This is a genomic window from Streptomyces solitudinis, assembly GCF_036323765.1.
Lineage (GTDB): Bacteria > Actinomycetota > Actinomycetes > Streptomycetales > Streptomycetaceae > Streptomyces.
This window is the reverse complement of the sequence record NZ_JAZDCW010000001.1, coordinates 80,648-104,464: the sequence shown is the minus strand read 5'-3', so window position 1 is coordinate 104,464 and position 23,817 is coordinate 80,648. Positions and strand designations below refer to the sequence as shown.

Genomic DNA, 23,817 nt, shown 5'->3' with positions numbered 1-23,817 from the left:
AAACCGGACATCTCGCTCAGGCCAAGAGATTCGGCCCCTTTGTCGGACATGCCACATCCGGCCACCACCGCCCCCGTGCGGGGAATAGCGGCCCCCACGCGCGACGGCCGGCCCCCGGCGCGGCGTGCGCCGCGCCGGGGGCCGGCCGTCGGTGTTCCGGCGTCGTGCCTGGTCGCAGGGTTACGAGCCGCTGAGAACCGTGACCTCTCCGATGCCCAGCGCGCGGACCGGCTCGGCGATGCGGGCCGCGTCACCGACGAGGACGGTGACGAGCCGGTCCTCGGGGAAGGCGTTCACGGCCGCCGCGGTGGCCTCGACCGTGCCGGTTTCGGCCAGCCGGGCGTACAGCCGCGCCTGGTAGTCGTCGGGCAGGAACTGCTCCACCTGGTCCGCCAGCGTGGCGGCGACCGCGGCGGCCGTCTCGTAGCGCAGGGGCGCCACGCCCACCAGGTTCTGCACGGCGAAGTCCCGCTCGGCGTCGGTCAGCCCCTCGGCCGCGAGCGTGCGCAGCACCTGCCACAGGTCGGCGAGGGCGGGACCGGTGACCTCGGTGGCCACCGAGCCGCTGATGCCCAGCAGCGCCGCGCCGCCGTCCGCCCCGTCGGACTGCAGCACCTGCGTGTAGGCGCGCACACCGTAGGTGTAGCCCTTCTCCTCGCGCAGCACCCGGTCCAGCCGGGAGGTGAGCGTGCCGCCCAGGCAGTAGACGCCGAGCACCTGCGCGGGCCACACCGCGTCGTGCCGGTCGGCGCCGAGACGGCTGATGAGGAGCTGCGTCTGCACGGCTCCCGGCCGGTCGACGATGACGACGCGCCCGGTGTCGTCGGCCGTGGTCGGCGCCATGGGACGGGCCTCGGCCGCGGCACCGGTCCAGGCGCCGAGGGTGTCGCCGAGCGCCGCCCGCAGGTCGATGCCGGTGAGGTCGCCCACCACGACGGCCGTCGCGGTGGCGGGACGCACGTGGGCCGCGTAGAACGCCCGCACGGCCGCCGCGTCGATCCGTTTGACCGTCTCCTCGCTGCCCTGGCGGGGCCGGGAGAGCCGGGATGCGGCGGGGAACAGCTCGGCCGACAGCGCGATGGCCGCGCGGCGCGCCGGGTTGGCCAGCTCGTGCGGGATCTCGTCCAGCCGGTTGGCGACCAGCCGGGACACCTCCCCCTCGGGAAAGGCCGGGACGCGCAGGGCGTCGGCGAGCAGCCCGAGCGCCTGGGTCAGCCGGGAGGCGGGCACCTCCAGGGAGACCCGCACGCCCGGGTGGTCCGCGTGGGCGTCCCAGGTGGCGCCGCAGCGCTCCAGCTCGGCCGCGAACTCCTCGGCGGAGTGCCGGTCGGTGCCCTCGCTCAGGGCCCGCGCCATGATGGTCGCGACGCCCTCCACGTCCTGCGGCTCGGCCGCCAGCGGTGCGACGAGGTTCACCTCGACCGCCACCACCTGCTGCCCGGGGCGGTGGCAGTGCAGCACGGTCAGCCCGTTGGGCAGGGTGCCGCGCTCGGGCGCCGGGAAGGCCCAGGGCCTGGCCTGGCCCCCGGCCGGACGCGGGTGGAACTCCATGACGGGGGTGGCGTCGCTCACTGCTCGGCCCCTTCCTGTGCGTCGGACGTCCCGGCCTGCCCGAGCCCGTCCGCGTCGGCGGTCGGTTCGTACACCAGGACGGCCCGGTTGTCGGGGCGGAGCCGGGCGGCGGCTGCGGCCCGCACCTCCTCGGGGGTCACGTCCAGCACCCGCCGGACGGCCGTCAGGGCCAGCTGGGGGTCGCCGAACAGGACGGCGTAGCGGCACAGCTCGTCCGCCCGGCCGCCCACGGTGGCCAGCCGGTCCAGCCACTCGCGTTCGATCTGCGCCTGCGCGCGTTCCATCTCCTCGGCCGACGGCCCCTCGGCCGCGAAGCGGGCCAGTTCCTCGTCGATGGCGCGCTCGATGGCCGCCACCTCCGCGTCCCCGGAGGCCTTGACGTCCAGCCAGCCCAGTGAGGGCGCACCGGCCAGCCGCAGCAGCCCGAATCCCGCGGTGACCGCGACCCGGTCACGGCGCACCAGGCGGTTGTACAGCCGCGAGGACTCGCCGCCGCCCAGCGCGGTGAGCGCCAGGTCCGCCGCGTCCGCCTCACGGGTGCCGTCGTGCGGCAGCCGGTAGGCGGCCATCAGCGCCCGCGCCGGGACGTCCTCCTCGACCACCAGCCGCTGCTCCCCGCCCATGACCTCGGGCAGCGAGCCGTCGCGCGGCGGCTGCTTGCCGTCGTGCCCGGGGATGGTGCCGAAGTACTTCTCGATCCAGGCGAGCGTCTGCCCGGGGTCGATGTCGCCGACGACCGACAGGACGGCGTTGTTCGGCGCGTAGTAGGTGCGGAAGAAGGCGCGGGCGTCCTCCAGGGAGGCCGCGTCCAGGTCGGCCATGGAGCCGATCGGCGTGTGGTGGTACGGGTGGCCCTCGGGGTAGGCCATGGCCGTCAGCTTCTCGAACGCCGTGCCGTAGGGGACGTTGTCGTAGCGCTGCCGCCGCTCGTTCTTCACGACGTCGCGCTGGTTCTCCAGCGACTCCTCGTCCAGGGCCGACAGCAGCGAGCCCATGCGGTCCGCCTCCAGCCACAGGGCGAGTTCGAGCTGGTGGGCGGGCATCGTCTCGAAGTAGTTGGTGCGTTCGAAGCTGGTGGTGCCGTTGAGCGAACCGCCGGCGCCCTGTACGAGTTCGAAGTGGCCGTTGCCGTGCACCTGCGCGGAGCCCTGGAACATCAGGTGCTCGAAGAGGTGGGCCAGGCCCGTACGGCCCTTGACCTCGTGCCGGGAGCCGACGTCGTACCACAGGCAGACGGCGGCGACGGGGGTGAGGTGGTCCTCCGAGAGGACCACGCGCAGGCCGTTGGCCAGCCGGTGTTCGGTCGCTGTCAGCACTCCGTCAGGAGGCGGGGGCGTGGCCGTGTGACCCATGTGCGGAAAGTCCCTTCGTCGTGGCGTGCCGGGTGGTGCGGTGCTCGCGCGGGCGGGGGCGGAACCGCCCGCGCGTGCCCGGCGCACGCGGTCCTGTCACTCTATGCAAGCGCACCGGCTCCGCGCGAAGTTCCCGGTGAAGCCGGGGCGGAGACGGCTCTGTCGGCGACTGGGTCCACAATGGTCCGCGTCAGACCCAGCACGGCCGCCCAGCGCGCACCGAGCCGTAGCAGGCCCGTACGCCGCCACGCGTACCGTACGTAATCCGAAGGAGCAGCAGCCGCGATGGCCCGCCGCAGCACCAAGACACCGCCGCCGGAGGATTTCGAGGAGCGCATCCTCGACATCGACGTCGTCGACGAGATGCAGGGCTCCTTCCTGGAGTACGCGTACTCGGTCATCTACTCGCGCGCCCTGCCCGACGCGCGGGACGGGCTGAAGCCGGTGCACCGGCGCATCCTCTACCAGATGCACGAGATGGGGCTGCGCCCCGAGCGCTCCTACGTCAAGTGCGCCCGCGTCGTGGGCGAGGTGATGGGCAAGCTCCACCCGCACGGCGACAGCGCCATCTACGACGCGCTGGTGCGCATGGCGCAGCCGTTCTCCATGCGGCTGCCGCTGGTGGACGGGCACGGGAACTTCGGCTCGCTCGGCAACGACGACCCGCCCGCGGCGATGCGGTACACCGAGTGCCGCAGCGCGCCCGCCGCGGGCCTGATGGTGGAGTCGATCGACGAGGACACGGTCGACTTCGCGGCCAACTACGACGGCAGCGAGCAGGAACCGGCGGCGCTGCCGGCGGCCTATCCGAACCTGCTGGTGAACGGCGCCTCGGGCATCGCGGTCGGCATGGCGACCAACATGCCGCCGCACAACCTGACCGAGATCATCCAGGCGGCCCGGCACCTGATCAGGCATCCGGGAGCCGACCTGGAGACGCTGATGCGCTTCGTGCCGGGCCCCGACCTGCCCACCGGCGGGCGCATCGTCGGGCTGGACGGCGTCAAGGACGCCTACGCCAAGGGGCGCGGCACCTTCCGCATCCGCGCCACGGCCGAGGTCGAGCAGGTCACCACGCGCCGCAAGGGCCTCATCGTCACCGAACTGCCCTTCACCGTCGGCCCGGAGAAGGTGATCGCCAAGATCAAGGACCTGGTCAACGCCAAGCGCCTCCAGGGCATCGCGGACGTCAAGGACCTCACCGACCGGGAGCACGGGCTGCGCCTGGTCATCGAGATCAAGAACGGCTTCCACCCGGAGGCCGTGCTGGAGCAGCTCTACAAGCTGACGCCCATGGAGGAGTCCTTCGGCATCAACAACGTGGCGCTGGTGGACGGCCAGCCGCTCACGCTGGGCCTGAAGGAGCTGCTGGAGGTCTACGTCGACCACCGCTTCGAGGTCGTGCGCCGCCGCAGTTCCTTCCGGCGGAACAAGCGCAGCGACCGGCTGCACCTGGTCGAGGGCCTGCTGGTGGCGCTGGTCGACATCGACGAGGTCATCAGCATCATCCGGTCGAGTGACAACGCGGCCGAGGCGAAGGAGGGCCTGATCGGGCGCTTCGGTCTCTCCGAGGTGCAGACGCAGTACATCCTGGACACTCCCCTGCGCCGGCTGACCCGCTTCGACCGGCTGGAGCTGGAGGCCGAACGGGACCGCCTGGGCCTGGAGATCGAGGAGCTGACGCGCATCCTGGAGTCGGACAGCGAGCTGCGCAAGCTCGTCTCCGCCGAACTGGGCGCGGTGGCGAAGAAGTACGGCACGCCGCGGCGCACGGTGCTCCTGGAGTCGGCGGGCGCGCCCGTCGCGTCGGTGCCCCTGGAGGTCGCCGACGACCCGTGCCGGGTGCTGCTCTCCTCCACCGGCCTGCTGGCGCGCACCGCCACCGGTGACACCTCCTTCGCCGAGGGCGCCAAGCGCGTCAAGCACGACGTGATCGTCTCCGCCGTCACCGCGACCGCACGCGCCGAGATCGGCGCGGTCACCTCGACGGGCCGCCTGCTGCGGCTGCCCGTCATCGACCTGCCCCAGCTCCCGGAGACGGCCACCTCGCCGAACCTGTCGGGCGGTGCCCGGATCGACGAGTTCCTGACGCTCGCGGACGGCGAACGCCTGCTGTGCCTGACGACGCTCGACGAGTCGTCCCCCGGTCTGGCCCTGGGCACGGAACAGGGCGTGGTCAAACGGGTCGTGCCGGACTACCCGGCGAACAAGGACGAACTGGAGGTCATCACCCTCAAGGAGGGCGACCGCCTCGTCGGCGCCGTCGAGCTGCGCACCGGCGAGGAGGACCTCGTCTTCATCTCGGACGAGGCGCAGCTGCTGCGGTACCCGGCCGCGCAGGTGCGGCCCCAGGGCCGGGCGGCCGGCGGCATGGCGGGCATCAAGCTCGGGGCGGGCGCGAAGGTGATCTCGTTCACCGCCGTCGATCCGGCCGCCGACGCCGTCGTGTTCACCGCCGCCGGCGCGCACGACACCCTGGACGGCTCGGCGGGGACGGTGAAGCTCACCCCGTTCGACCAGTACCCGCGCAAGGGCCGGGCCACCGGCGGCGTGCGCTGCCAGCGGTTCCTGAAGGGCGAGGACCACCTGACGCTGGCCTGGGCGGGCGCCGCGCCCGCGCGGGCGGCGTCGAAGACGGGGGCGCCCGCGAAGCTCCCCGAGCCGGACCCGCGCCGCGACGGCTCCGGGCTGCCGCCCGCCGGGCCGGTCGCCGTCATCGCCGGACCGGTGTAGCCGCCCGGGGCGGTGCGGCGGCCCCGGGACGGAGCCGTCCGGGGCCGCCGCCCGTCAGCCCCGGGCGGCGGCGTCCGCCGCGGTGCCGTCACCGGGGTGGGCACCGGGATGGCCGTCGGCTGCCTCCGGCCAGGCGTCGAAGGCACCGGGGTCGTCGTCGAGGGCGCCGGGGCCCTCGTCCTGCGGCGCGTCCACGTAGCGCAGGACGCCCCACATGCCACTGGGCCCGGCGTCCCCGGGCCCGGGCCCGGCGCACTCCTCCAGGCCCTCGCGCAGCGCGGCGGCATCGATCCCGGCGCCGATGAGCACCAGCTGGGTGCGCCGGGGCTCGTCCGCCGGCCAGGGGCCCGGCGAGAAGCGCAGGAAACCGCCGACGGAGTGCACGGCCCACCGCTGGTCCCGGCCTTCGCCGCCGAAGTGGACGAAGCCCTTCAGCCGGTAGAGGCCGGCGGGGCGCTCGTCGAGGAAGGCCAGGAGACGCCGCGGGCTCAGCGGCTCGTCGCAGGTGAACGCCACCGTGTCGTAGGCGTCGTGCGGATGGGCGTGGGCCCCCTGCCCTTCGGTGCCGGCCTCCTGCGCGTCGTCGGCGAGCAGGTCCTCGAAGGAGAGCTGCCGCACGGCCGCCGTCCGCTCCCGGGCCGCGTCGCGGTCGAACAGGAGCCCGGGGTCGACCCGCCCGTGCGCGGCGCTCACCACGGGGGTGCCCCCGGCGAGCCCGGTGAGCGTCTCCAGCAGCGCGCGGTGGCGCTCCGCGCCGACCCGGTCGGTCTTGTTGAGCACCACCAGGTCGGCCACCCTCACGTGGCGGTCCAGCTCCGGGTGGCGGACGCGCACGGCGTCGAACTCGGCGGCGTCCACCACCTCGACCAGCCCGCCGTAGACGATGCGCCGGTCCTTGCTGGCCAGGAGCATCCGGATCAGCGTCTGCGGTTCGGCCAAGCCGCTCGCCTCGATGATGATCAGGTCGATGGCCGCCGCGGGCCGGGCGAGGGTGTCCAGCACGCCGTCCAGGTCCTCGGTGTCCACGGCGCAGCACAGGCAGCCGTCCCCCAGGGAGACCATCGAGTCGACCTGCCCGGCCACCGTCATGGCGTCGATCCCGATGGCGCCGAAGTCGTTGACGACGGCACCGATGCGGATGCCCTGGCGGTTGCGCAGCAGGTGGTTGAGGAGCGTCGTCTTGCCGGAGCCGAGGAAGCCCGCGAGCACGATGACGGGAATGGGTGTGGCGGGAGTGCCGTGCGTGAACACCAGCGCCCTTCTCTCATCCGGAACGGCAGTCGATCGTAACGGAGGTTAGGGTTGCCTGTGTGAGTACGTGTGCGACAGCTTCGCTCCAGCGTGCCGAACCGCTGGCGGCCACCGCCGCGACGGCCCGCACCTGGCTGCTGCTGGAGCAGCCGGGGCCGTGGGGCGCCGACGCCCTGCGTGAGAGCCACCTCGACGAGCGGCTCGGCCGCGAGCTGTCCGCGGCCGCGGAGGGCACCGGGGTGCGCGTGGCCCTGATCCGCCGCCCCGGCCCGCACGCGGACCGCGGCGGCGCGGGAGACCGCCGGGTCTTCGTGGCGCACACCCTGCCCGGACGCTCCTGGGTGCGCACCTGGCAGACGGACGACCCGGCGGCGCTGTGTGCGCTGGACTTCGCCGCGCTGGGCGCCGGGGACCACACCGGCGCGGGCGAGCCCTACACGGGCGACCCGCTCGCCCTGGTGTGCACCAACGGGCGGCGGGACCGCTGCTGCGCGCTGCTCGGCCGGCCGCTCGCCGCCGAACTGGCCGCATCCGGGGGTGCGAACGCCTGGGAGATCACCCACATCGGCGGTCACCGGTTCTCCCCCACCCTGCTGGTGCTCCCCCACGGCTACGCGTACGGGCGCGTCGACGCGCCCGCCGTGAAGGACGTCCTGGCGGCCCTGCGGCGCGGCCGGGTCCGGGTCGGGCACTGCCGGGGCCGCTCGGCCTGGGAGCGTCCGGGACAGGCCGCGGAGCTGGGCGTCCGCGCGCTGACCGGCGAGGAGGACGCCGACGCCCTCACGCTGACCGGCGTGCGGGCCGGTGACGACGCCTGGACGGTCACCGTGGCGCACCGCGACGGACGCTCCTGGCGGGTCGGCGTCGCCGCCGTCCCCGGTCCGCCGGGCGCGGCGAGCTGCGGCGCCGCACCGGCCCCGCTGCCGCGCATGGAGGTCGTGGGCGTCACGCCGCTCGGCTGAGCGGCCAGGCCGGGAGCCGTCCCCGGACACCCCCAGGCGTCACGCCGACCCGGCACCGGTGAGCGCCCGCACCTCCGTCTCGGCGTGCCGGAACGGGTCGGAGCGCGAGGAGTCGGTCACGGTGCCCAGCCAGCCCGCGAGGAAGCCGAGCGGGATGGAGACGAGGCCGGGGTTCCGCAACGGGAAGACGGCGAAGTCCGCACCGGGCAGCAGCGCGTCCGGGGCGCCGGAGACCACCGGCGAGAGCGCCACGAGCACCAGGGCGGGCAGCAGGCCGCCGTAGATGGCCCACAGGGCGCCCCGGGTGGTGAAGCGCCGCCAGAACAGCGTGTACAGCAGCACCGGCAGGTTCGCCGACGCCGCCACCGCGAAGGCCAGGCCGACGAGGAAGGCGACGTTGAGGTTCTGCGCCAGCAGCCCCAGCCCGATGGCACAGGCCCCGATGGCGACGGCGGCGGCGCGGGCGACGGCGACCTCGCGGCGCGCCCCGCCGCCGCGCGCCCGGCTGAGCGAGCCGTACAGATCGTGGGCGATGGCCGCCGAGGAGGCCAGGGTGATCCCCGCGACGACGGCGAGGATCGTGGCGAAGGCGACGGCGGCCACCACCGCGAAGAGCACCGTGCCGCCCGTCGTGCCCGCCCCGCCGCCCAGCAGGCGGGCGAGCAGCGGGACGGCCGTGTTGCCGGCCGCGTTGTCCGCCCGGACGGCGTCGGAGCCCAGCAGCGCCGCCGCGCCGAAGCCGAGCACGATCGTCATGAGGTAGAAGCTGCCGATGAGGCCCACGGCCCAGATCACCGAGCGGCGGGCGGCCCGCGCGGTGGGGACGGTGTAGAAGCGGGCCAGGATGTGCGGCAGCCCCGCTGTCCCGAGGACGAGCGCGAGCCCGAGGCTGAGGAAGTCGGCGCGGGAGACCCACGTCTGCCCGAAGAGGAGACCGGGCGCGAGGAAGGCGGAGCCGTGCCCGCTGCGCTCGGCGGCCTGGGTCAGCAGGGTGCCGAACCCGCCGTCGAAGCGCAGCAGGACGAGTGCGGTGAGCGTGGCCGTGCCGCCCATGAGCAGCACCGACTTGACGATCTGGATCCAGGTCGTGGCCCGCATGCCGCCGCACGTCACGTAGACGACCATCAGCGCCCCGACGCCGACGACCGTCCAGGTGCGCACGCCGTCGCCGGTGCCGCCCAGCAGCAGCGCCACCAGCGTCCCGGCACCGACCATCTGGGCCACCAGGTAGAGCAGGGAGACGATGACCGAGGCCGTGCCCGAGGCCGTCCGCACCGGCCGCTCCCGCAGCCGGGAGGCGAGCACGTCGGCCAGGGTGAACCGGCCGCAGTTGCGCACCAGCTCGGCGACGAGCAGCAGCACGACCAGCCACGCCACCAGGAATCCGACGGCGTAGACCATCCCGTCGTGGCCGTACAGGGCGATGAGCCCCGTGATGCCGAGGAAGGACGCGGCCGACATGTAGTCGCCGGAGAGGGCGAACCCGTTCTCCAGGGGGGAGAAGAGCCGTCCCCCGGCGTAGAACTCCTCGGGCGAGCCCTGCCGCCTGCGCCCGGCCCAGGTGGTGATGGCCAGGGTCAGCACGACGAAGCCGCTGAAGAGGCACAGCACCGGCAGCCGGTCGTCCTGCCAGCTCACCGGAGGACCTCCCGCGTGCGCTGGTGGGTCTCCCAGCGCAGGTCGAGGGCGGCGCGGTCCCGCCGCAGCCGGGCGTGCCAGGTGTAGGCGCAGGTCAGCAGCGCGGTGCTGACGAACTGTCCGAGCCCGGCCAGCAGTCCGACGGTGAGCGGCCCCTCCCCCACCGGACGGCCCATCAGGCCGGGCGCCGCCGTGGAGGCGGCCACGTAGCCGAGGTACCACAGCAGGAAGGCGGCCGTCGCCGGGAAGACGAACCGGCGGTGCCGGCGGCGCACCTCGCGGAACGCGGCGCTGCGGTGGACGGCGAAGTACACCGCGGCCCGTCCGTCCGCGGGCCGGTGCTGCCGCTCCCCGGGCGCCCGCGGAGGGCGGCTGGGCGGGAGCGGCCGGGCGGGCCACGGCACGGCCCCGGGCGCGTTGCCGCGGTACCCGGCCCCGCGCGGCGCTCCCAGCCCCTCCAGCCCCTCGGTGAGCGGTTCCGGGCCTTCCGGCGCCGGCCCGTGCGCGGGCCCGCGGCGGCCAGAGGCCGCCCCGGCGTACCAGGGGCCCTCGTACCGCGGGGCGGAGCCCTCGCCGCCCGCGTCCTGCTGTGTCACCGCACTCCCCTCGCTCGGCGGTGACCAGCATGGCGAGCGCGACGGCACGCGGAACCGGCATTGCCGCAACCTTCACCCTTCCAGGTGACGCGCGGCGGCGGGCCCGGTGCCGCTCCCGGCGGGGGCCTCAGACGTCGATGCGGGAGCGGTCCAGCGTCGCCGCCGAGGTGGTGATGAACTCCTTGCGCGGCGCCACCTCGTTGCCCATGAGCAGGTCGAACGCCTTCTCGGCCGCTTCCAGGTCACCGATGTTGATGCGGCGCAGGGTGCGCCGGCGCGGGTCCATCGTCGTCTCGGCGAGCTGGTCGGCGTCCATCTCGCCGAGGCCCTTGTAGCGCTGGATGGAGTCCTTGAAGCGGACGTTCTTGCTCTGGAGCTCCAGCAGCGTCTGGCGCAGCTCGCTGTCGGAGTAGGTGTACAGGTACTTCTCCTGGCCCTTCTTCGGCTGGATCAGCTCGATGCGGTGCAGCGGCGGCACGGCGGAGAAGACCCGGCCCTGCTCGACCATGGGCCGCATGTAGCGCTGGAAGAGGGTCAGCAGCAGGCAACGGATGTGCGCGCCGTCGACGTCCGCGTCGGCCAGGAAGATGACCTTGCCGTAGCGGGCCTGGTCGATGTCGAACGTCCGCCCCGACCCGGCCCCTATGACCTGGATGATCGCGCCGCACTCGGCGTTCTTCAGCATGTCCGAGACGGAGGACTTCTGGACGTTGAGGATCTTGCCGCGGATGGGCAGCAGGGCCTGGAACTCGGAGTTGCGGGCGAGCTTGGCGGTGCCGAGCGCCGAGTCGCCCTCGACGATGAACAGCTCGCTGCGCTCGACCTCGTCGCTGCGGCAGTCGGCGAGCTTGGCGGGCAGCGCGGAGGACTCCAGGGCCGTCTTGCGGCGCTGCGCCTCCTTGTGCTGCCGGGCGGCGATGCGGGTGCGGGCGGCGGCGACGGCCTTCTCCAGCACGGCCCTGGCCTGCTGCTTGGCGTCCCGCTTGGTGGAGGTCAGGAACGCCTTCAGCTCCCGGGCGACGACCTGGCCGACGATGCGGGAGGCCGCCGAGGTGCCCAGCACCTCCTTCGTCTGACCCTCGAACTGCGGTTCGGCCAGCCGGACGGTGACGACGGCGGTGAGGCCCTCCAGGGCGTCGTCCTTGACGATGTCGTCCTCGGCCACGCGCAGCAGCTTGGCGGAGCGCAGCACCTCGTTGACGGTCCGGGTGACGGCCCGCTCGAACCCGGCGACGTGCGTACCGCCCTTGGGCGTGGCGATGATGTTCACGAAGGAGCGCAGCGTGGTGTCGTACCCGGTGCCCCAGCGCAGCGCGACGTCGACGCCCAGTTCCCTGGTGACCTCCTTGGGCATCATGTGCCCGCGGTCGTCCAGGACGGGGACCGTCTCCTTGAACGTGCCCTGGCCCACCAGCCGGACGACGTCGCTCAGCGCCCGGTCCTGGGCCAGGTACTCGCAGAACTCGCTGATCCCGCCGTCGTACCGGAAGACCTCCTCGGCGGGCGGCGCGCCGTCACTCCCGCGCTCGTCGCGCACGGTGAGGGTGAGCCCGGGGACGAGGAAGGCCGTCTGGCGGGCGCGGGCGTGCAGCGTCTCCAGGGCGAGGCGGGCGTCCTTGAGGAAGATCTGCCGGTCCGCCCAGTAGCGCACCCGGGTGCCGGTGCGGGACTTGGCGATCTTCTTGTTCGACAGCAGCCCGGTGGACGGGTCGAAGGGCGCGTCGGGGCCGGACTCGGTGAAGATGCCGGGCACGCCGCGCCGGAAGCTGATGGCGTGGGTCCGGCCGTCGCGGTCGACCTCGACGTCCAGCCGCGCGGACAGGGCGTTGACGACGGAGGCGCCGACGCCGTGCAGACCGCCGGAGGCCGCGTAGGAGCCGCCGCCGAACTTGCCGCCCGCGTGCAGCTTCGTCATGACCACCTCGACGCCGGACAGGCCCGTCTTGGGCTCGACGTCCACGGGGATGCCGCGTCCGTTGTCCCGGACCTCGACGGAGCCGTCGTCGTGGAGCACCACGTCGATGCGGTCGCAGTGGCCCCCGAGCGCTTCGTCGACGGAGTTGTCGATGATCTCCCAGAGGCAGTGCATGAGCCCGCGGCTGTCGGTCGAGCCGATGTACATGCCGGGGCGTTTCCGCACCGCCTCCAGGCCCTCCAGGACCAGGAGGTGCCGCGCGGTGTAGTTGGAACCGTCACGGTCCGCTCCGGTCAGCAGAGCTGTGGATGACGGCACAGACGTTTCGGCGGTCACGCGGTTCGCTCCTCGCTGAATCCATTGGGGGGTGGCATGGCTGCCGGTCAGAGGGTACCGAGGGCCAGGAGCCCTGGTGAGCCGCCACCCAGGGGTAAACCTATGCTAGAGGAGCGTCGCATGTACGTTCGATAACGTAACCGGGTGACGTGTACATCACGTTCCCTTTGAGGCATGAACCATTTAGGCTCCGGGCACGTCCTCCGATACGACCGGGCGCACGACCCGGAGACGACGACCGGACGAACCGCATGACACGCACAGGCAACCAGTAACCCTGCAATACGGCTCATTCGCCGCCAACCGGCAACATCCACCCCTCGGAGCGCGAGTTCCGGGGAAATGAACCGGGCGGGAACATTCTCGGGCTGGTTGGATGTTGACCCTGGTACGACAGCTCGTCGAGCTAGAGAAGAGGCGACGTGACTACTGTTCTGACCCCCGCGAGCCCGCTGACGGCGGCGGACCGCTGTGACCGCTGCGGCGCCCAGGCTTACCTGCGCGTCGTGCTGGTGAGCGGCGGCGAGCTGCTGTTCTGCGCCCACCACGGGCGCAAGTTCGAGCCGGAGCTCAAGAAGATCGCCGCCGAGATACAGGACGAGACCGAGCGGCTCACCGCCACTCCCGCCAAGGTCGGCGAGGAAGACCGCTGACCCCCCGCTCCGACGCACCGCGTCCCCTACCGACGAGCACGCACCGGCGCTGAGCCGGACGTCTACGGGCGGTCCCCCGGGCACGGGGTGACCGCCCGTCGTCGTGCGGGCCCGGCGCGGGCGCCGGACGGGCCCGCGGGGGCCTGACCGCGGGGCGAGGCCCCCGCGGTCAGGCCCGCTGCTCGATCGCCTCCCGCAGCGCCCCCACCCGGGTGTAGACCCCCGGGAGGCCGCGCTCACCGCACCCGGCCCCCCACGACACCAGGCCGACCAGCCTGCCCCGGGCCATCAGCGGACCGCCGCTGTCCCCCTGGCAGGCGTCACGGCCGCCCTCGGCGACCCCCGCGCACACCATGGTCGCGGCCTGGAACGCCCCCACCACGCCTCCGGGGTAGGCGCGGGCGCAGTCCCCGTCGTCCAGGACCTGCACCCCGGCCGCCCGCAGCCGCGTCGCGTAGCTCCCGTCCCCCCGGACGTCTCCCCAGCCGTAGACGGTGGCCGCCGTCCCCGGGGCGTACGCCGGATCACCGGCGGCGGCCAGCGGGGCGACCGCGGAGGCGGGCAGCGCCCCCGCGAGCCGTACGACGGCCAGGTCCCCCGCGTTCGTACGCCTGTCGTACTCCGGGTTGACCCACACGTCCGCCACCGGCACCTCCCGGCCCTCCGTGCCGCGCAGGTCGCTGCGCCCGCTGATCACCGCCAGGTCCCGGACGTGGGAGCGGTGCACGCCCAGCACCTCGCGGCCGAAGCAGTGGGCCGCTGTGGCCACGGCGCGGCTACCGATCACGACGCCCCCGCAGAACTGCCCGGAGCGCTCGGCCCCGAACTGCTCACGGCTGGCGAGCGCGACGACCCACGGGTGGTCGGCGGCGCTGACGGCGGTACCGCCGACGACGAGGCGTTCGGCCGCGGCGGGCGGAGGGGGAAGGGTGAGAGTGACGGGCAGGGCCAGGGCGAGGGCGCCGAGCAGCAGACGCGTGAGGGTTCCCATACGGATTCCTTACCCTGCGCGACCATCCGGGCACGCGGAGTCCACCGAACGGGTGGTTCCCTCCCGCGCCGCCGACGTACGGGGTGCCGGGGGGATGTGGGGTGCGGGGTGCGCGCAGCACCGTGGGCCGGCACCCCGGTCTCACGACGGGGTGCCGGCCCACGGGCGGCGGACGGGGGCGGCCCGGCCGGCGGCCGGTGCCTGCTCAGTCCAGGTAGTCGCGCAGGACCTGCGAACGCGACGGGTGGCGCAGCTTGGACATCGTCTTGGACTCGATCTGCCGGATGCGCTCGCGGGTCACGCCGTAGACCTTGCCGATCTCGTCCAGCGTCTTCGGCTGCCCGTCGGTCAGGCCGAACCGCATGGAGACGACACCCGCCTCCCGCTCGCTGAGGGTGTCCAGCACCGAGTGGAGCTGCTCCTGGAGGAGCGTGAAGCTCACCGCGTCGGCCGGAACGACGGCCTCCGAGTCCTCGATGAGGTCGCCGAACTCACTGTCGCCGTCTTCGCCGAGGGGGGTGTGCAGGGAGATCGGCTCACGGCCGTACTTCTGGACCTCGACGACCTTCTCGGGCGTCATGTCCAGTTCCTTGGCCAGCTCCTCCGGCGTGGGCTCGCGGCCCAGGTCCTGGAGCATCTGGCGCTGGACGCGGGCCAGCTTGTTGATGACCTCCACCATGTGCACCGGAATGCGGATGGTGCGGGCCTGGTCCGCCATGGCGCGGGTGATCGCCTGCCGGATCCACCAGGTCGCGTAGGTGGAGAACTTGTAGCCCTTGGTGTAGTCGAACTTCTCGACCGCGCGGATCAGGCCGAGGTTGCCCTCCTGGATGAGGTCGAGGAAGAGCATCCCGCGGCCCGTGTACCGCTTGGCCAGGGACACCACGAGACGGAGGTTGGCCTCCAGCAGGTGGTTCTTGGCGCGGCGGCCGTCCTCGGCGATGATCTCCAGCTCGCGCTTGAGCTTGGGCGCCAGCTTGTCCGCGCCCGCGAGCTTGTCCTCCGCGAACAGACCCGCCTCGATCCGCTTGGCGAGTTCGACCTCCTGCTCGGCGTTGAGGAGGGGGACCTTGCCGATCTGCTTGAGGTAGTCCTTGACCGGGTCGGCCGTGGCACCGGCCGCCGCGACCTGCTGCGCCGGGGCGTCGTCCTCGTCCTCGTCGGACAGGACGAAGCCCTCGCCCTCGCCCTCGGGCTTCGGCTCGGCGGCCGGGTCCTCGGGGCCCGCCTTGGCGCCCTTGCCCGCGGCCTCCTCGGGCGCCTCCTCGGCGCCTTCGAGCAGCTCGTCGACGACGGACTTCTTGCCCGCCGCCTTCTTCACGGGGGCCTTCTTCGCCGCCACCTTCTTCGCGGCGGCCTTCTTCACGGCCGTCTTCTTCGCCGCGGCCTTCCTGGCCGGCTTGTCCTCCTCGGAAGCGGCGGACTCGGCGGCCCCAGCCGTCTCGTCCACCCCGGGGACGGGGTCGTCGGCCGCCGGAACGGGAGCGGCCTTCCTGGCGGCGGGTTTGGCCACCGCGGGCTTGGCGGCGGGGCGACGGGCCGGAGTCTTCGCTGCGACGCTCTTGCGGGTGCGCTTGGGCGCCTCGGCGGCACTCACCATCAGCGTCACACCCTCCTCGTCGAGGATCTGGTTGAGGCTGCGCAGAACGTTCTTCCACTGGGTTGGCGGAATCTGGTCAGCCTCGAAGGCCCGACGCACATCGTCGCCGGCGATCTGCCCCTCAGCCTTTCCCCGCTCGATGAGTGCCATCACGGACTCGGACTCGGCGATCTCCGCAGGGAGCGTACGGGATGTGCTGGCCGACACGAACAACCTCTCGAAACGATGGAAACGGCAACGACCCCGTCCACGGGGGACCGAGCCGGTGAGCGCCGGCGGGGATGGAACCGGCGGCCCGGGCAAGCAGTACAGGGAAGGAATACAACGCCCTTGACGAGGGCCGTGTTCCCGCTGCGTCTACTACCTCTTCAACCATCGCGCCGCCGCCGTAAAGCGTTACGCCCGCTCCGCGTGTCCCGGGTCACAGGATCTATCCGCTTTTACGTCGCAGATCGGTCGATAACGATCCGATGGAAGTGATCATCCGACAACGGTTGCCGGGCAGGAACGGTCGGCACCGGTCGGATGGGGCCCGGCACGTCCCGGAAACACGGTCGCCGGACCCTTTCTGGGGTCCGGCGACCGTGATCGGAGCGGCAGCGGGCGGGCGGGCGGGCCGACCCGGTTCAGTGCTCGCGCGGCGCGGGCACCACGTGGCCGTCGACGCCCTGCGCGCCGGGCGCGGCCGGGTCCGGGTGGACGGTGAGGAGCTGGCGCATGGCGGACTCGGCGGCGGACGCCTCGCCCGACCCGAGGGCGTCCACGATGCGCTGGTGCTGGGCGATGGCCGCGTCCGTGGGCCGCTCACAGCCGGTGGCCGGTCCGCCGGAGACGTGCAGCGCCGCGGAGACGATGCCGGACAGGTGCTCCAGCATGCGGTTGCCCGCCGCCTGCAGCAGCAGCGTGTGGAACTCGGCGTCGGCGCGGGAGAAGGTGAGCGCGTCCCCCTGCGGCAGGGCGCGGCCCATGATCTCGACCATGTCCGCCAGCCGCTGCTGGAGTTCGTCGTGCCCGTGCCCGGCGGCGAGCCGGGCGGCCAGCGGCTCGATGGCCCAGCGCAGGTCGCGCAGTTCCCGGCGCTGGTCGTCGCGCTGCGGGCCGAAGGCCCGCCACTCGATGATGTCGGGATCGAGCAGGTTCCAGTCGCTCACCGGCCGGACCCGGGTGCCGACGTTGGGACGCGCGCTGACGAGGCCCTTGGCCTCCAGGACGCGCAGCGACTCGCGCACCACCGTGCGGGACACCTCGAACCTCTGACCGATTTCCTCCGGCACCAGGGGCCGGTCGGCCCCGAGGTCGCCGGAGACGATCATCTGGCCGAGTTGCTGGACCAGTTGGCCGTGCAGGCCCCGGCCCCGGCTGCCAGCCGCCCGGCGCCCGGCGCGGGCCATGTCCGAGTCGCCGTTGTCCCAGGTGGGGACGCTGGTGGTGGCGCGCGGCACGCCGGTGGACTCGGCGTAGGAGTAACGGTCCAGCTCACCCGGGCCGACCGGGCCGGTGTCGGCGGGGCGGGAGGAGGTCATCATGGAGTGCGCAAGGGTAGTCACGCATCCTTTGTCGGCGGCCCTCCCGGCAGGCTTGAGGGCTTTGGTGAAAAGCACACGAAAGGGTGATCAGCGGCTTATGCGTGATTGACGCCGCTGACCGGTCACCGCGGCGGGGGCCCGCCGGGCGCCGGGAGGCCCCCTCACCGGACGCGGCGGTAGGCCGTCGTGCAGGCGTAGGCGCCCAGCAGTCCCAGCAGGGTCAGGGCGAGCGCGCCGGTCACCGGCTGGGAGAGGAGCCGGGCGGCAGCCGGTGCCCACGCGTCGGTGCCGCCCGGCCAGCGGACCGCGAGGAGCGGTTCCAGCCGCCGGGAGAGCACGGCCACCACGTCGGCTCCGGCGTCGCCGGGCAGCCGGCGGGCCGCGGGGGCCAGGACCAGCGGAACGGCGAGCACGGCCGCCGCGCCCAGGACGGTCGAACGGAGCACCGCGGCGGCCAGTACCCCGGCCCACGCGCAGCCCACGGCGAGCGCGGCGGTGGCGGACAGCCACAGGCCCCAGTGGGCGGGCAGACCGAGGAACCCGGCCCCGTACAGGAGGGTGAGGGCGGCCGCGTTGAGGATCGCGGCGCAGAGCGTGAGCACGAGTGCGACGGCCGAGCCCACGGTGAGCTTGGCGACGAGGAGGCCGAGGCGGCGCGGCACCGGCGCCCGGGCGGGCACGAGCGCGGGATAGCGGAACTCCTGGCCGAAGGAGAGCGCGCCCAGCAGCCCGGCGGCCGCCGCCGCCGGGGGCAGCGGCAGCACGGCGGGCCAGCCGGTGAGCGCCCGGACGGCGCGGGGCCCGTCGGTGTGCCCGAGCAGGACGGCCGCGACGAGCCCGGCGAGCAGGGCGGCGGCCATGACGAGCCAGCCGGAGCGCACCCCGGCCAGCCGCCGCAGTTCGTAGCGCACCGGACGGCAGGGCCCGGGGGACCGTACCGCGGGCAGCCGGGGCGGCGCCTGGGGACGCGGGGACGTCACGCGCGCCCGCGCCCGCATCCCGGCGCCACGGGAGCCCCCGGCGGGCGGGGGCACCTCGCCACCGCCGCGCTGCGGCGGTGGCGACGCCGGGGCGCCCGTGTCCCCGGCCTCCTCGGTGAGGCGGTGGACGAGGATGCCGTGCCGGTAGGCGACCTCCCCGACCATGGCGCAACTGCCCCCGTAGACGCAGATCCGCCCGCCGCTCTCCTGGACGACCTCCACGGGCCCAAAGGTCCCGCCCGGCCCGCCGCCGCCCGGCACCCCGGCGGTGGCATCGGGTGACGGCGGGCGGACGGCACCGGACGCCGCCGTGCGGGCCGCCGCGAAGACCCCGGCGTGCGCGGCGCTGCGAGCCTCCTGGCTGAGGACGGCGGCGAGCCGCCCGGCGTGCGGCGAGGTCACCACGACGCGGGGCCGCAACCGGGTGCGGGCGAAGTCGTCCGCGTCCTGGTCGGCGCGCAGCCGGCCGTCCTCCACGGTGACGACACGGTCGGCCAGCCGGGCCGCCTCCCTGGGGTCGCGGGTGGTGGTCAGCACCGTGCCGCCCTGTTCGGCGTAGCCGCGCAGCAGGCCGTGCAGCCACGCGGTGTCGCGCGGTCCGAGCCCGCGGGCGGGCTCGTCGAGGACGAGCGTGTGCGGGTCGCCGAGCAGGGCGGCGGCCAGGCCGAGGCGGCGGTCCATGCCCAGCGAGAACGTGCCGAGCCGCTGGTCGGCGAGGTCGCCGAGCCCGACCACGTCCAGCATCTCCTCGGCCCGGGCAAGCGGTACCCCGGCGACGGCGGTGAGCATGCGCAGGTGCCCCCGCGCACTGCGGGCCGGGTGCCCGGGGACGTCGCCGAGCAGCACGCCGACCTCCCTGGCGGGCCGCTGCACGCGGTGCAGGGGGCGGCCGCGGAAGAGGGCCACCCCGCGCCCGCCCTGGAGCTGGAGCATGAGGCGGAGCGCGGTGGTCTTGCCCGCTCCGGCGGGGCCGAGCAGCGCGGTGATCCGGCCCGGCCGCGCCTCGAAGGTGAGGTCGTCCAGGACGGGCGCCCGCCCCCGGCGGGTGGCGCTGGTGAGTCCGATCGCCAAAATCATCGCTTCTCCCGCTGCACGCATGAGGAAACGGAAGCACGATAACGCGACATGTCGGACTTTCCGGGCGGCGGGCGTTCCCGGGCGGGTTGTCCTCCCTCAGACCTCCGGACGCAGCATCGGGGGGTTGAGCAGGGTGGCCCCGCCGGCCCGGAACAACTGGGCGGGACGGCCGCCCTGACGGGTCGTCGTGCCGCCCGTCGGCACCAGGAAGCCCGGCGTGCCGGTCACCTTCCGGTGGAAGTTGCGCGGGTCCAGCGCCACCCCCCACACGGCCTCGTACACCCGGCGCAGCTCCCCCACCGTGAACTCCGGCGGGCAGAACGCGGTGGCGAGCGAGGAGTACTCGATCTTCGACCGGGCCCGCTCCACGCCGTCGGACAGGATGCGGTCGTGGTCGAAGGCCAGGGAGGAACCGCTCTCCCCGCCCCGGCCGGCGGCCTCCGTGGACAGCAGCCGCTCCACCTCGGCCCAGCGGGCCGTGTGCGCGTCGCCGCCGGAGACGGGCGCGGGCAGGTCGGGCGCGAGCACCAGGTGCGCCACGCTGACCACCCGCATCCTCGGGTCGCGCTGCGGAGCACCGTAGGTGGCCAGTTGTTCCAAGTGGGCGCTGTGGCCGACTGGTTCCTGCACCCGCAGGCCGGTCTCCTCGGCCAGTTCGCGGGCCGCGGCGGCGGAGAGGTCCTCGTCCGCGCGGACGAACCCGCCGGGGAGCGCCCACTGTCCCTGGAAGGGCGGCTCGCCGCGACGCACGGCCAGGGCGCAGAGCGCGTGCCGGCGTACGGTGAGCACGACCAGATCGACGGTGACGGCGAAGGGCGGGTAGGCCGACGGGTCGTAGGGCATGCCGTGATCATAGTCGTCTCCTTGACGATAAACAGGAGCCCGCAGCGTCCGCTAACCGGCGGTGTGGGCGGCCCGCTGCTCGCGCAGGCACGTGCGCAGGGCCTCCGGGTCCAGCCCGCTGTTGCAGGCCGAGTGCAGCAACTGGGCGAAGAAGCACTCGGGATCGGCCGCCAGCGCCTGCCCCAGTGCGACGCGGGCGCCCACCTCGTCACCGCTCGACCAGGCGACCCATCCGGCGAGGGTCAGCGGGGCGGCGGCGTGCTCGGCGTAGGCGCCGGGGCAGCGCCGGCTGAGGGCCCGCCACATGCGCAGCGCCGGTTCCGCGTCGTCACCCTCCATCCACTCGGCCGCCCGGTCGCGGGTTCGCCGGTCCTGGAGCCCGACGATGAGGTCCGCGGCCTCCTCCTCGGTGACGAGGCCGTCGTCGTGGGCGTCCGTGCGGCCGTTGCCGCCGCCCTGTTCCGGCGGGGCGGCGCGGAAGCGGTCCAGCAGCCGGGCGGCCCGGAGCAGCGTCCGTGCGCGCACCTCCTCGGCCCGGCCGCCGTCCGGGGCCGGGCACATCAGCGGCACCAGGGCGGTGCTGGCGGCGTCCAGCGCCCGCTCCTGCCGGGCGGCCAGCGGCGGGCCGAGCGGAGCCAGGCGTGCGGTCAGTTCCTTGAGTGTGCCCTGCACCGTGATCCCCGCGTAGGCGGCAGCGGCCGCCATCGCGGAGGTGCCCGGCGGCCCGAGGGCGGTGCCCGCGGGCGGACAGCAGGCCGGGTCCGGGCAGCAGTAGGACCAGAACCTGCCCGCGCTGACGCACAGCGCGTCGTACACGGGGACCTCCCGCACGCCGAAGGCGGTGCGCAGTTCCCGGGCGAGCGGGCGGAGCCGCTCCATCGCGTCCTGTGGTTCCTCCGTCCCGTGCGGGTCCTGGCAGAGGTAGAGCACCACGCCGCGCGGGCGGTCCCGGAGGGCTCCGCCGTCGCCGAGCAGGCACGCGGCGACGTCCCGCGCGGTGCCGGGCCACTCCTCGGCGACGGACGGGATGCCGAGGCGGACGCGTCCCCCGAAGCGGCCGTTCTCGCCGTGGACGGCGACGACCACGATCGAGTCGTCCGGGTGGTACCCGAGGAGGTACGGCAGGGCGTCGGCCAGTTCGGCAGGCCCACGGAGGGTGACGCGGTTCCCGGTGAGCGGCTGGTGCGGTCCCGGAAGCGCGAGGTATCGGTCACTGTGTGTCATGTGACGACGATGACGGATCGGCGGTCATCCTGCCGGGCGTCCTCCACAGCCGGAGCCGTCCATATGATCAACGCATCAGCGAAGTCTTTTCCACAGGGCCGCGGTGGCGCCCCCGCACCGCCTCCGGGTGGAATGACGGCTGCGGCCAACGCCGCTGCCGGACGCCGGTGGCGGGAGGGCAGCCGGGGAGACGGCCGCGCGCGGAACGGAAGGCGTCAGCTCCCGGCCGCCAGGACCATCGGAAGGACCTGCGCGCTGCCTGCCCGGCGGAGCAGGCGGGCGGCGACGGCGAGGGTCCAGCCGGAGTCGGTCTGGTCGTCCACGAGCAGGACGGGGCCGGGAGAGCGGGCCAGCGCACCGGCCAGTTCCCCGGGGACGGCGAATGCGCCGGAGAGCGCCCTGAGACGTTGGGCGGAGTTGCTGCGGCGGGCCGCGTGCGCGCCGGAGGGCCCGGTGTACGCCAGGGAGCCCAGGAAGGGGAGGCGGCCGATCTCCGCGATGCCCTGGGCGAGGGAGCCGACGAGTTCCGGACGGCTCAGGGACGGCACGGCGACGACCCCCACCGGCCGGTCGGCGGCTTCGGGGCCGTCCGTCGCCCAGCCGCCCGGGGAGCGCGCCCAGTCGGCGAGGACCGCGACCGCCGCCCGCAGGACGTCGTCGGGGACCGGGCCGTCGGGCGCGTCCTCGGCCAGCAGCGGGCGCAGCCGGTTGCCCCAGCCGATGTCCGAGAGGCGGCCCAGGGCGCGTCCGGTGGAGCACTGCTCCGTGGCCGGGATGCGCCCCTTGAGGTCGACGCCCAGGGCGGGCATCCCCGTCGGCCACATCCGGCGCGGCTCGATCTCCACCCCCGGGCGGTCCAGTTCCCGCACCGCCCCGTTCACCGTCTCCGACGCCACGGAGGGGTCGGCCCAGGCGCCCGCGCAGTTGTCGCAGCGGCCGCACGGAGCGGCCTCCTCGTCGTCGAGCTGGCGGCGCAGGAACTCCATCCGGCACGCGCTCGTGCTCACGTAGTCCCGCATGGCCTGCTGCTCGGCCGCGCGCTGCCGGGCGACCCAGGCGTACCGCTCCGCGTCGTAGGTCCACGGCTCGCCGGTGGACGTCCAGCCGCCCTTCACCCGCTGGACGGCCCCGTCCACGTCGAGGACCTTGAGCATGGTCTCCAGGCGGGTGCGCCGGAGGTCCACGGCCGCCTCCAGGGCCGGCACGGACAGCGGCCGCCCGGCGTCCGCGAGGACCGTGAGGGTCTGGCGGACCTGGGCCTCGGGCGGGAAGGCGGTGTCGGCGAAGTAGCGCCAGATGGCCTCGTCCTCCTTGCCCGGCAGCAGCAGCACGTCGGCGTGCTCGACACCCCGGCCGGCCCGGCCCACCTGCTGGTAGTAGGCGATCGGGGAGGACGGTGAACCGAGGTGGATCACGAATCCGAGGTCCGGCTTGTCGAAGCCCATGCCCAGCGCGGACGTGGCCACCAGCGCCTTCACCCGGTTCTCCTGGAGGCCGGTCTCGGCCTCCAGGCGGTCGGCGTTCTCCGTGCGGCCCGTGTAGGAGGCCACGTCGAAGCCGCGCTGCCGCAGGAAGGCGGTGGCCTCCTCGGCGGCGGCGACGGTGAGGGCGTAGATGATCCCGGAGCCCTGGAGCTCACCGAGGTGCTCGGCGAGCCAGGCCAGCCGGTGCGCCGCGTCGGGCAGCCGGACCACGCCCAGGCGCAGGCTCTCGCGGTCCAGGGAGCCGCGCAGCACCAGGGCCTCGCCCGCGCCGGTGCCCAGCTGCTCGGCCACGTCCGCGGTCACCCGGGCGTTAGCCGTCGCGGTGGTGGCGAGGACCGGCACGCCGGGGGCGAGCCGGGCGAGCATCGCCCGCAGCCGGCGGTAGTCGGGGCGGAAGTCGTGGCCCCAGTCGGAGATGCAGTGCGCTTCGTCGACCACCAGCAGGCCGGTCGTGGACGACAGCTTGGGCAGCACCTGCTCGCGGAAGTCCACGGAGTTGAGACGCTCCGGGCTCACCAGGAGGATGTCGGTCTCGCCGCGCTCGACCTCGTCGTAGACGGTGGCCCACTCCTCCGGGTTGGCCGAGTTGATGGTGCGCGCCCGGATGCCGGCCCGCGCCGCCGACTCGACCTGGTTGCGCATCAGCGCCAGCAGCGGCGAGATGATCACCGTGGGCCCGGCGCCGCGCCGGCGCAGCAGAGCGGTGGCGACGAAGTACACCGCCGACTTGCCCCAGCCGGTGCGCTGCACCACCAGGGCGCGCCTGCGCTCCTCCACCAGGGCCGCGACCGCCTGCCACTGGTCCTCCCGCAGCCGCGCCGGGCTCCCCGGGGCGGCGACGAGCTCGGCGAGGACGGCGTCGGCTTCGGCACGCAGCTCCTGGTTGTCCATGCCCCCCATGCAACCCGATGGCGCGGACAGTCGGCCAATCGGCCCGGCGCCCGTCGGCGGCGGCTCCACGGCGACAGCCGGACGCGGCAGGGAGCGGCGGGGAGCGGCGGGTGGCGCAACGGTGAAAAGCGCCGTTGCCCGTGACGGGCGTGACCAGCGACAATGGGACATCCTCCCGTCCCGGACCGCAGCG

The 23,817-nt window shown here is 74.1% G+C and carries 16 protein-coding genes; 3 read left to right on the top strand and 13 right to left on the bottom strand.

Annotated features, from left to right (window positions below; all coding sequences use genetic code 11):
* Nucleotides 1-180: 180 nt before the first annotated feature.
* Complete coding sequence (locus V1J52_RS00360) at nt 181-1,551, bottom strand: M16 family metallopeptidase (RefSeq protein ID WP_330138075.1); 1,371 nt, start codon at nt 1,549-1,551, stop codon at nt 181-183.
* Nucleotides 1,552-1,568: 17 nt separating this feature from the next.
* Nucleotides 1,569-2,924 carry a M16 family metallopeptidase gene (locus tag V1J52_RS00355; RefSeq protein ID WP_330137464.1) on the bottom strand — a complete coding sequence of 452 codons (1,356 nt, stop codon included), beginning with the start codon at nt 2,922-2,924 and terminating at the stop codon, nt 1,569-1,571.
* 285 nt (nt 2,925-3,209) lie between these two features.
* On the opposite strand from V1J52_RS00355, the gene V1J52_RS00350 reads away from it, so the two are divergent.
* A complete protein-coding gene (locus V1J52_RS00350) occupies nt 3,210-5,657 on the top strand; it encodes a DNA gyrase/topoisomerase IV subunit A (protein ID WP_330137463.1) in 2,448 nt (815 codons plus the stop codon).
* A 54-nt stretch (nt 5,658-5,711) separates the two neighbouring features.
* Here V1J52_RS00350 and V1J52_RS00345 read toward each other — a convergent pair whose 3' ends face one another.
* Nucleotides 5,712-6,908, bottom strand: coding sequence for a CobW family GTP-binding protein (locus tag V1J52_RS00345; protein WP_330137462.1), 1,197 nt, complete (start codon nt 6,906-6,908; stop codon nt 5,712-5,714).
* Between the two features lie 59 nt (nt 6,909-6,967).
* On the opposite strand from V1J52_RS00345, the gene V1J52_RS00340 reads away from it, so the two are divergent.
* Complete coding sequence (locus tag V1J52_RS00340; RefSeq protein WP_330137461.1) at nt 6,968-7,870, top strand: ferredoxin family protein; 903 nt, start codon at nt 6,968-6,970, stop codon at nt 7,868-7,870.
* 39 nt (nt 7,871-7,909) lie between these two features.
* Here V1J52_RS00340 and V1J52_RS00335 read toward each other — a convergent pair whose 3' ends face one another.
* From V1J52_RS00335 to V1J52_RS00325, 3 genes are all read right to left on the bottom strand, one after another.
* The gene (locus V1J52_RS00335) at nt 7,910-9,508 is read right to left on the bottom strand and encodes a monocarboxylic acid transporter (RefSeq protein ID WP_330137460.1); all 1,599 of its coding nucleotides are present in this window, start codon (nt 9,506-9,508) and stop codon (nt 7,910-7,912) included.
* Entirely contained in the window at nt 9,505-10,104 is a 600-nt protein-coding gene (locus V1J52_RS00330) for a DUF485 domain-containing protein (RefSeq protein ID WP_330137459.1), read from the bottom strand. The genes V1J52_RS00335 and V1J52_RS00330 overlap by 4 nt, the downstream gene beginning before the upstream one ends.
* Before the next feature lie 127 nt (nt 10,105-10,231).
* Nucleotides 10,232-12,355: a DNA gyrase/topoisomerase IV subunit B gene (locus V1J52_RS00325; RefSeq protein WP_330137458.1), complete on the bottom strand. Its 2,124-nt coding sequence runs from the start codon at nt 12,353-12,355 to the stop codon at nt 10,232-10,234.
* A 422-nt stretch (nt 12,356-12,777) separates the two neighbouring features.
* Between V1J52_RS00325 and V1J52_RS00320 the strand changes: the two genes are divergently transcribed.
* On the top strand, nt 12,778-13,008 hold the full coding sequence (locus V1J52_RS00320) for a DUF7455 domain-containing protein (protein WP_330137457.1): 231 nt from the start codon (nt 12,778-12,780) through the stop codon (nt 13,006-13,008).
* 169 nt (nt 13,009-13,177) lie between these two features.
* Here V1J52_RS00320 and V1J52_RS00315 read toward each other — a convergent pair whose 3' ends face one another.
* From V1J52_RS00315 to V1J52_RS00285, 7 genes are all read right to left on the bottom strand, one after another.
* The gene (locus V1J52_RS00315) at nt 13,178-13,999 is read right to left on the bottom strand and encodes a S1 family peptidase (RefSeq protein ID WP_330137456.1); all 822 of its coding nucleotides are present in this window, start codon (nt 13,997-13,999) and stop codon (nt 13,178-13,180) included.
* 205 nt (nt 14,000-14,204) lie between these two features.
* Nucleotides 14,205-15,806, bottom strand: coding sequence for an RNA polymerase sigma factor (locus V1J52_RS00310; RefSeq protein WP_330137455.1), 1,602 nt, complete (start codon nt 15,804-15,806; stop codon nt 14,205-14,207).
* A gap of 419 nt (nt 15,807-16,225) precedes the next feature.
* Complete coding sequence (locus V1J52_RS00305; protein ID WP_330137454.1) at nt 16,226-17,200, bottom strand: FadR/GntR family transcriptional regulator; 975 nt, start codon at nt 17,198-17,200, stop codon at nt 16,226-16,228.
* An 86-nt stretch (nt 17,201-17,286) separates the two neighbouring features.
* Nucleotides 17,287-19,182, bottom strand: a complete 1,896-nt coding sequence (locus V1J52_RS00300; RefSeq protein ID WP_330137453.1) for an ATP-binding cassette domain-containing protein — start codon at nt 19,180-19,182, stop codon at nt 17,287-17,289.
* A 96-nt stretch (nt 19,183-19,278) separates the two neighbouring features.
* Nucleotides 19,279-20,025, bottom strand: coding sequence for an NUDIX hydrolase (locus V1J52_RS00295; RefSeq protein WP_330137452.1), 747 nt, complete (start codon nt 20,023-20,025; stop codon nt 19,279-19,281).
* Nucleotides 20,026-20,076: 51 nt separating this feature from the next.
* Nucleotides 20,077-21,249: a DUF4192 domain-containing protein gene (locus tag V1J52_RS00290; RefSeq protein ID WP_330137451.1), complete on the bottom strand. Its 1,173-nt coding sequence runs from the start codon at nt 21,247-21,249 to the stop codon at nt 20,077-20,079.
* A gap of 215 nt (nt 21,250-21,464) precedes the next feature.
* A complete protein-coding gene (locus V1J52_RS00285; protein ID WP_330137450.1) occupies nt 21,465-23,624 on the bottom strand; it encodes a RecQ family ATP-dependent DNA helicase in 2,160 nt (719 codons plus the stop codon).
* Between the last annotated feature and the right edge of the window lie 193 nt (nt 23,625-23,817).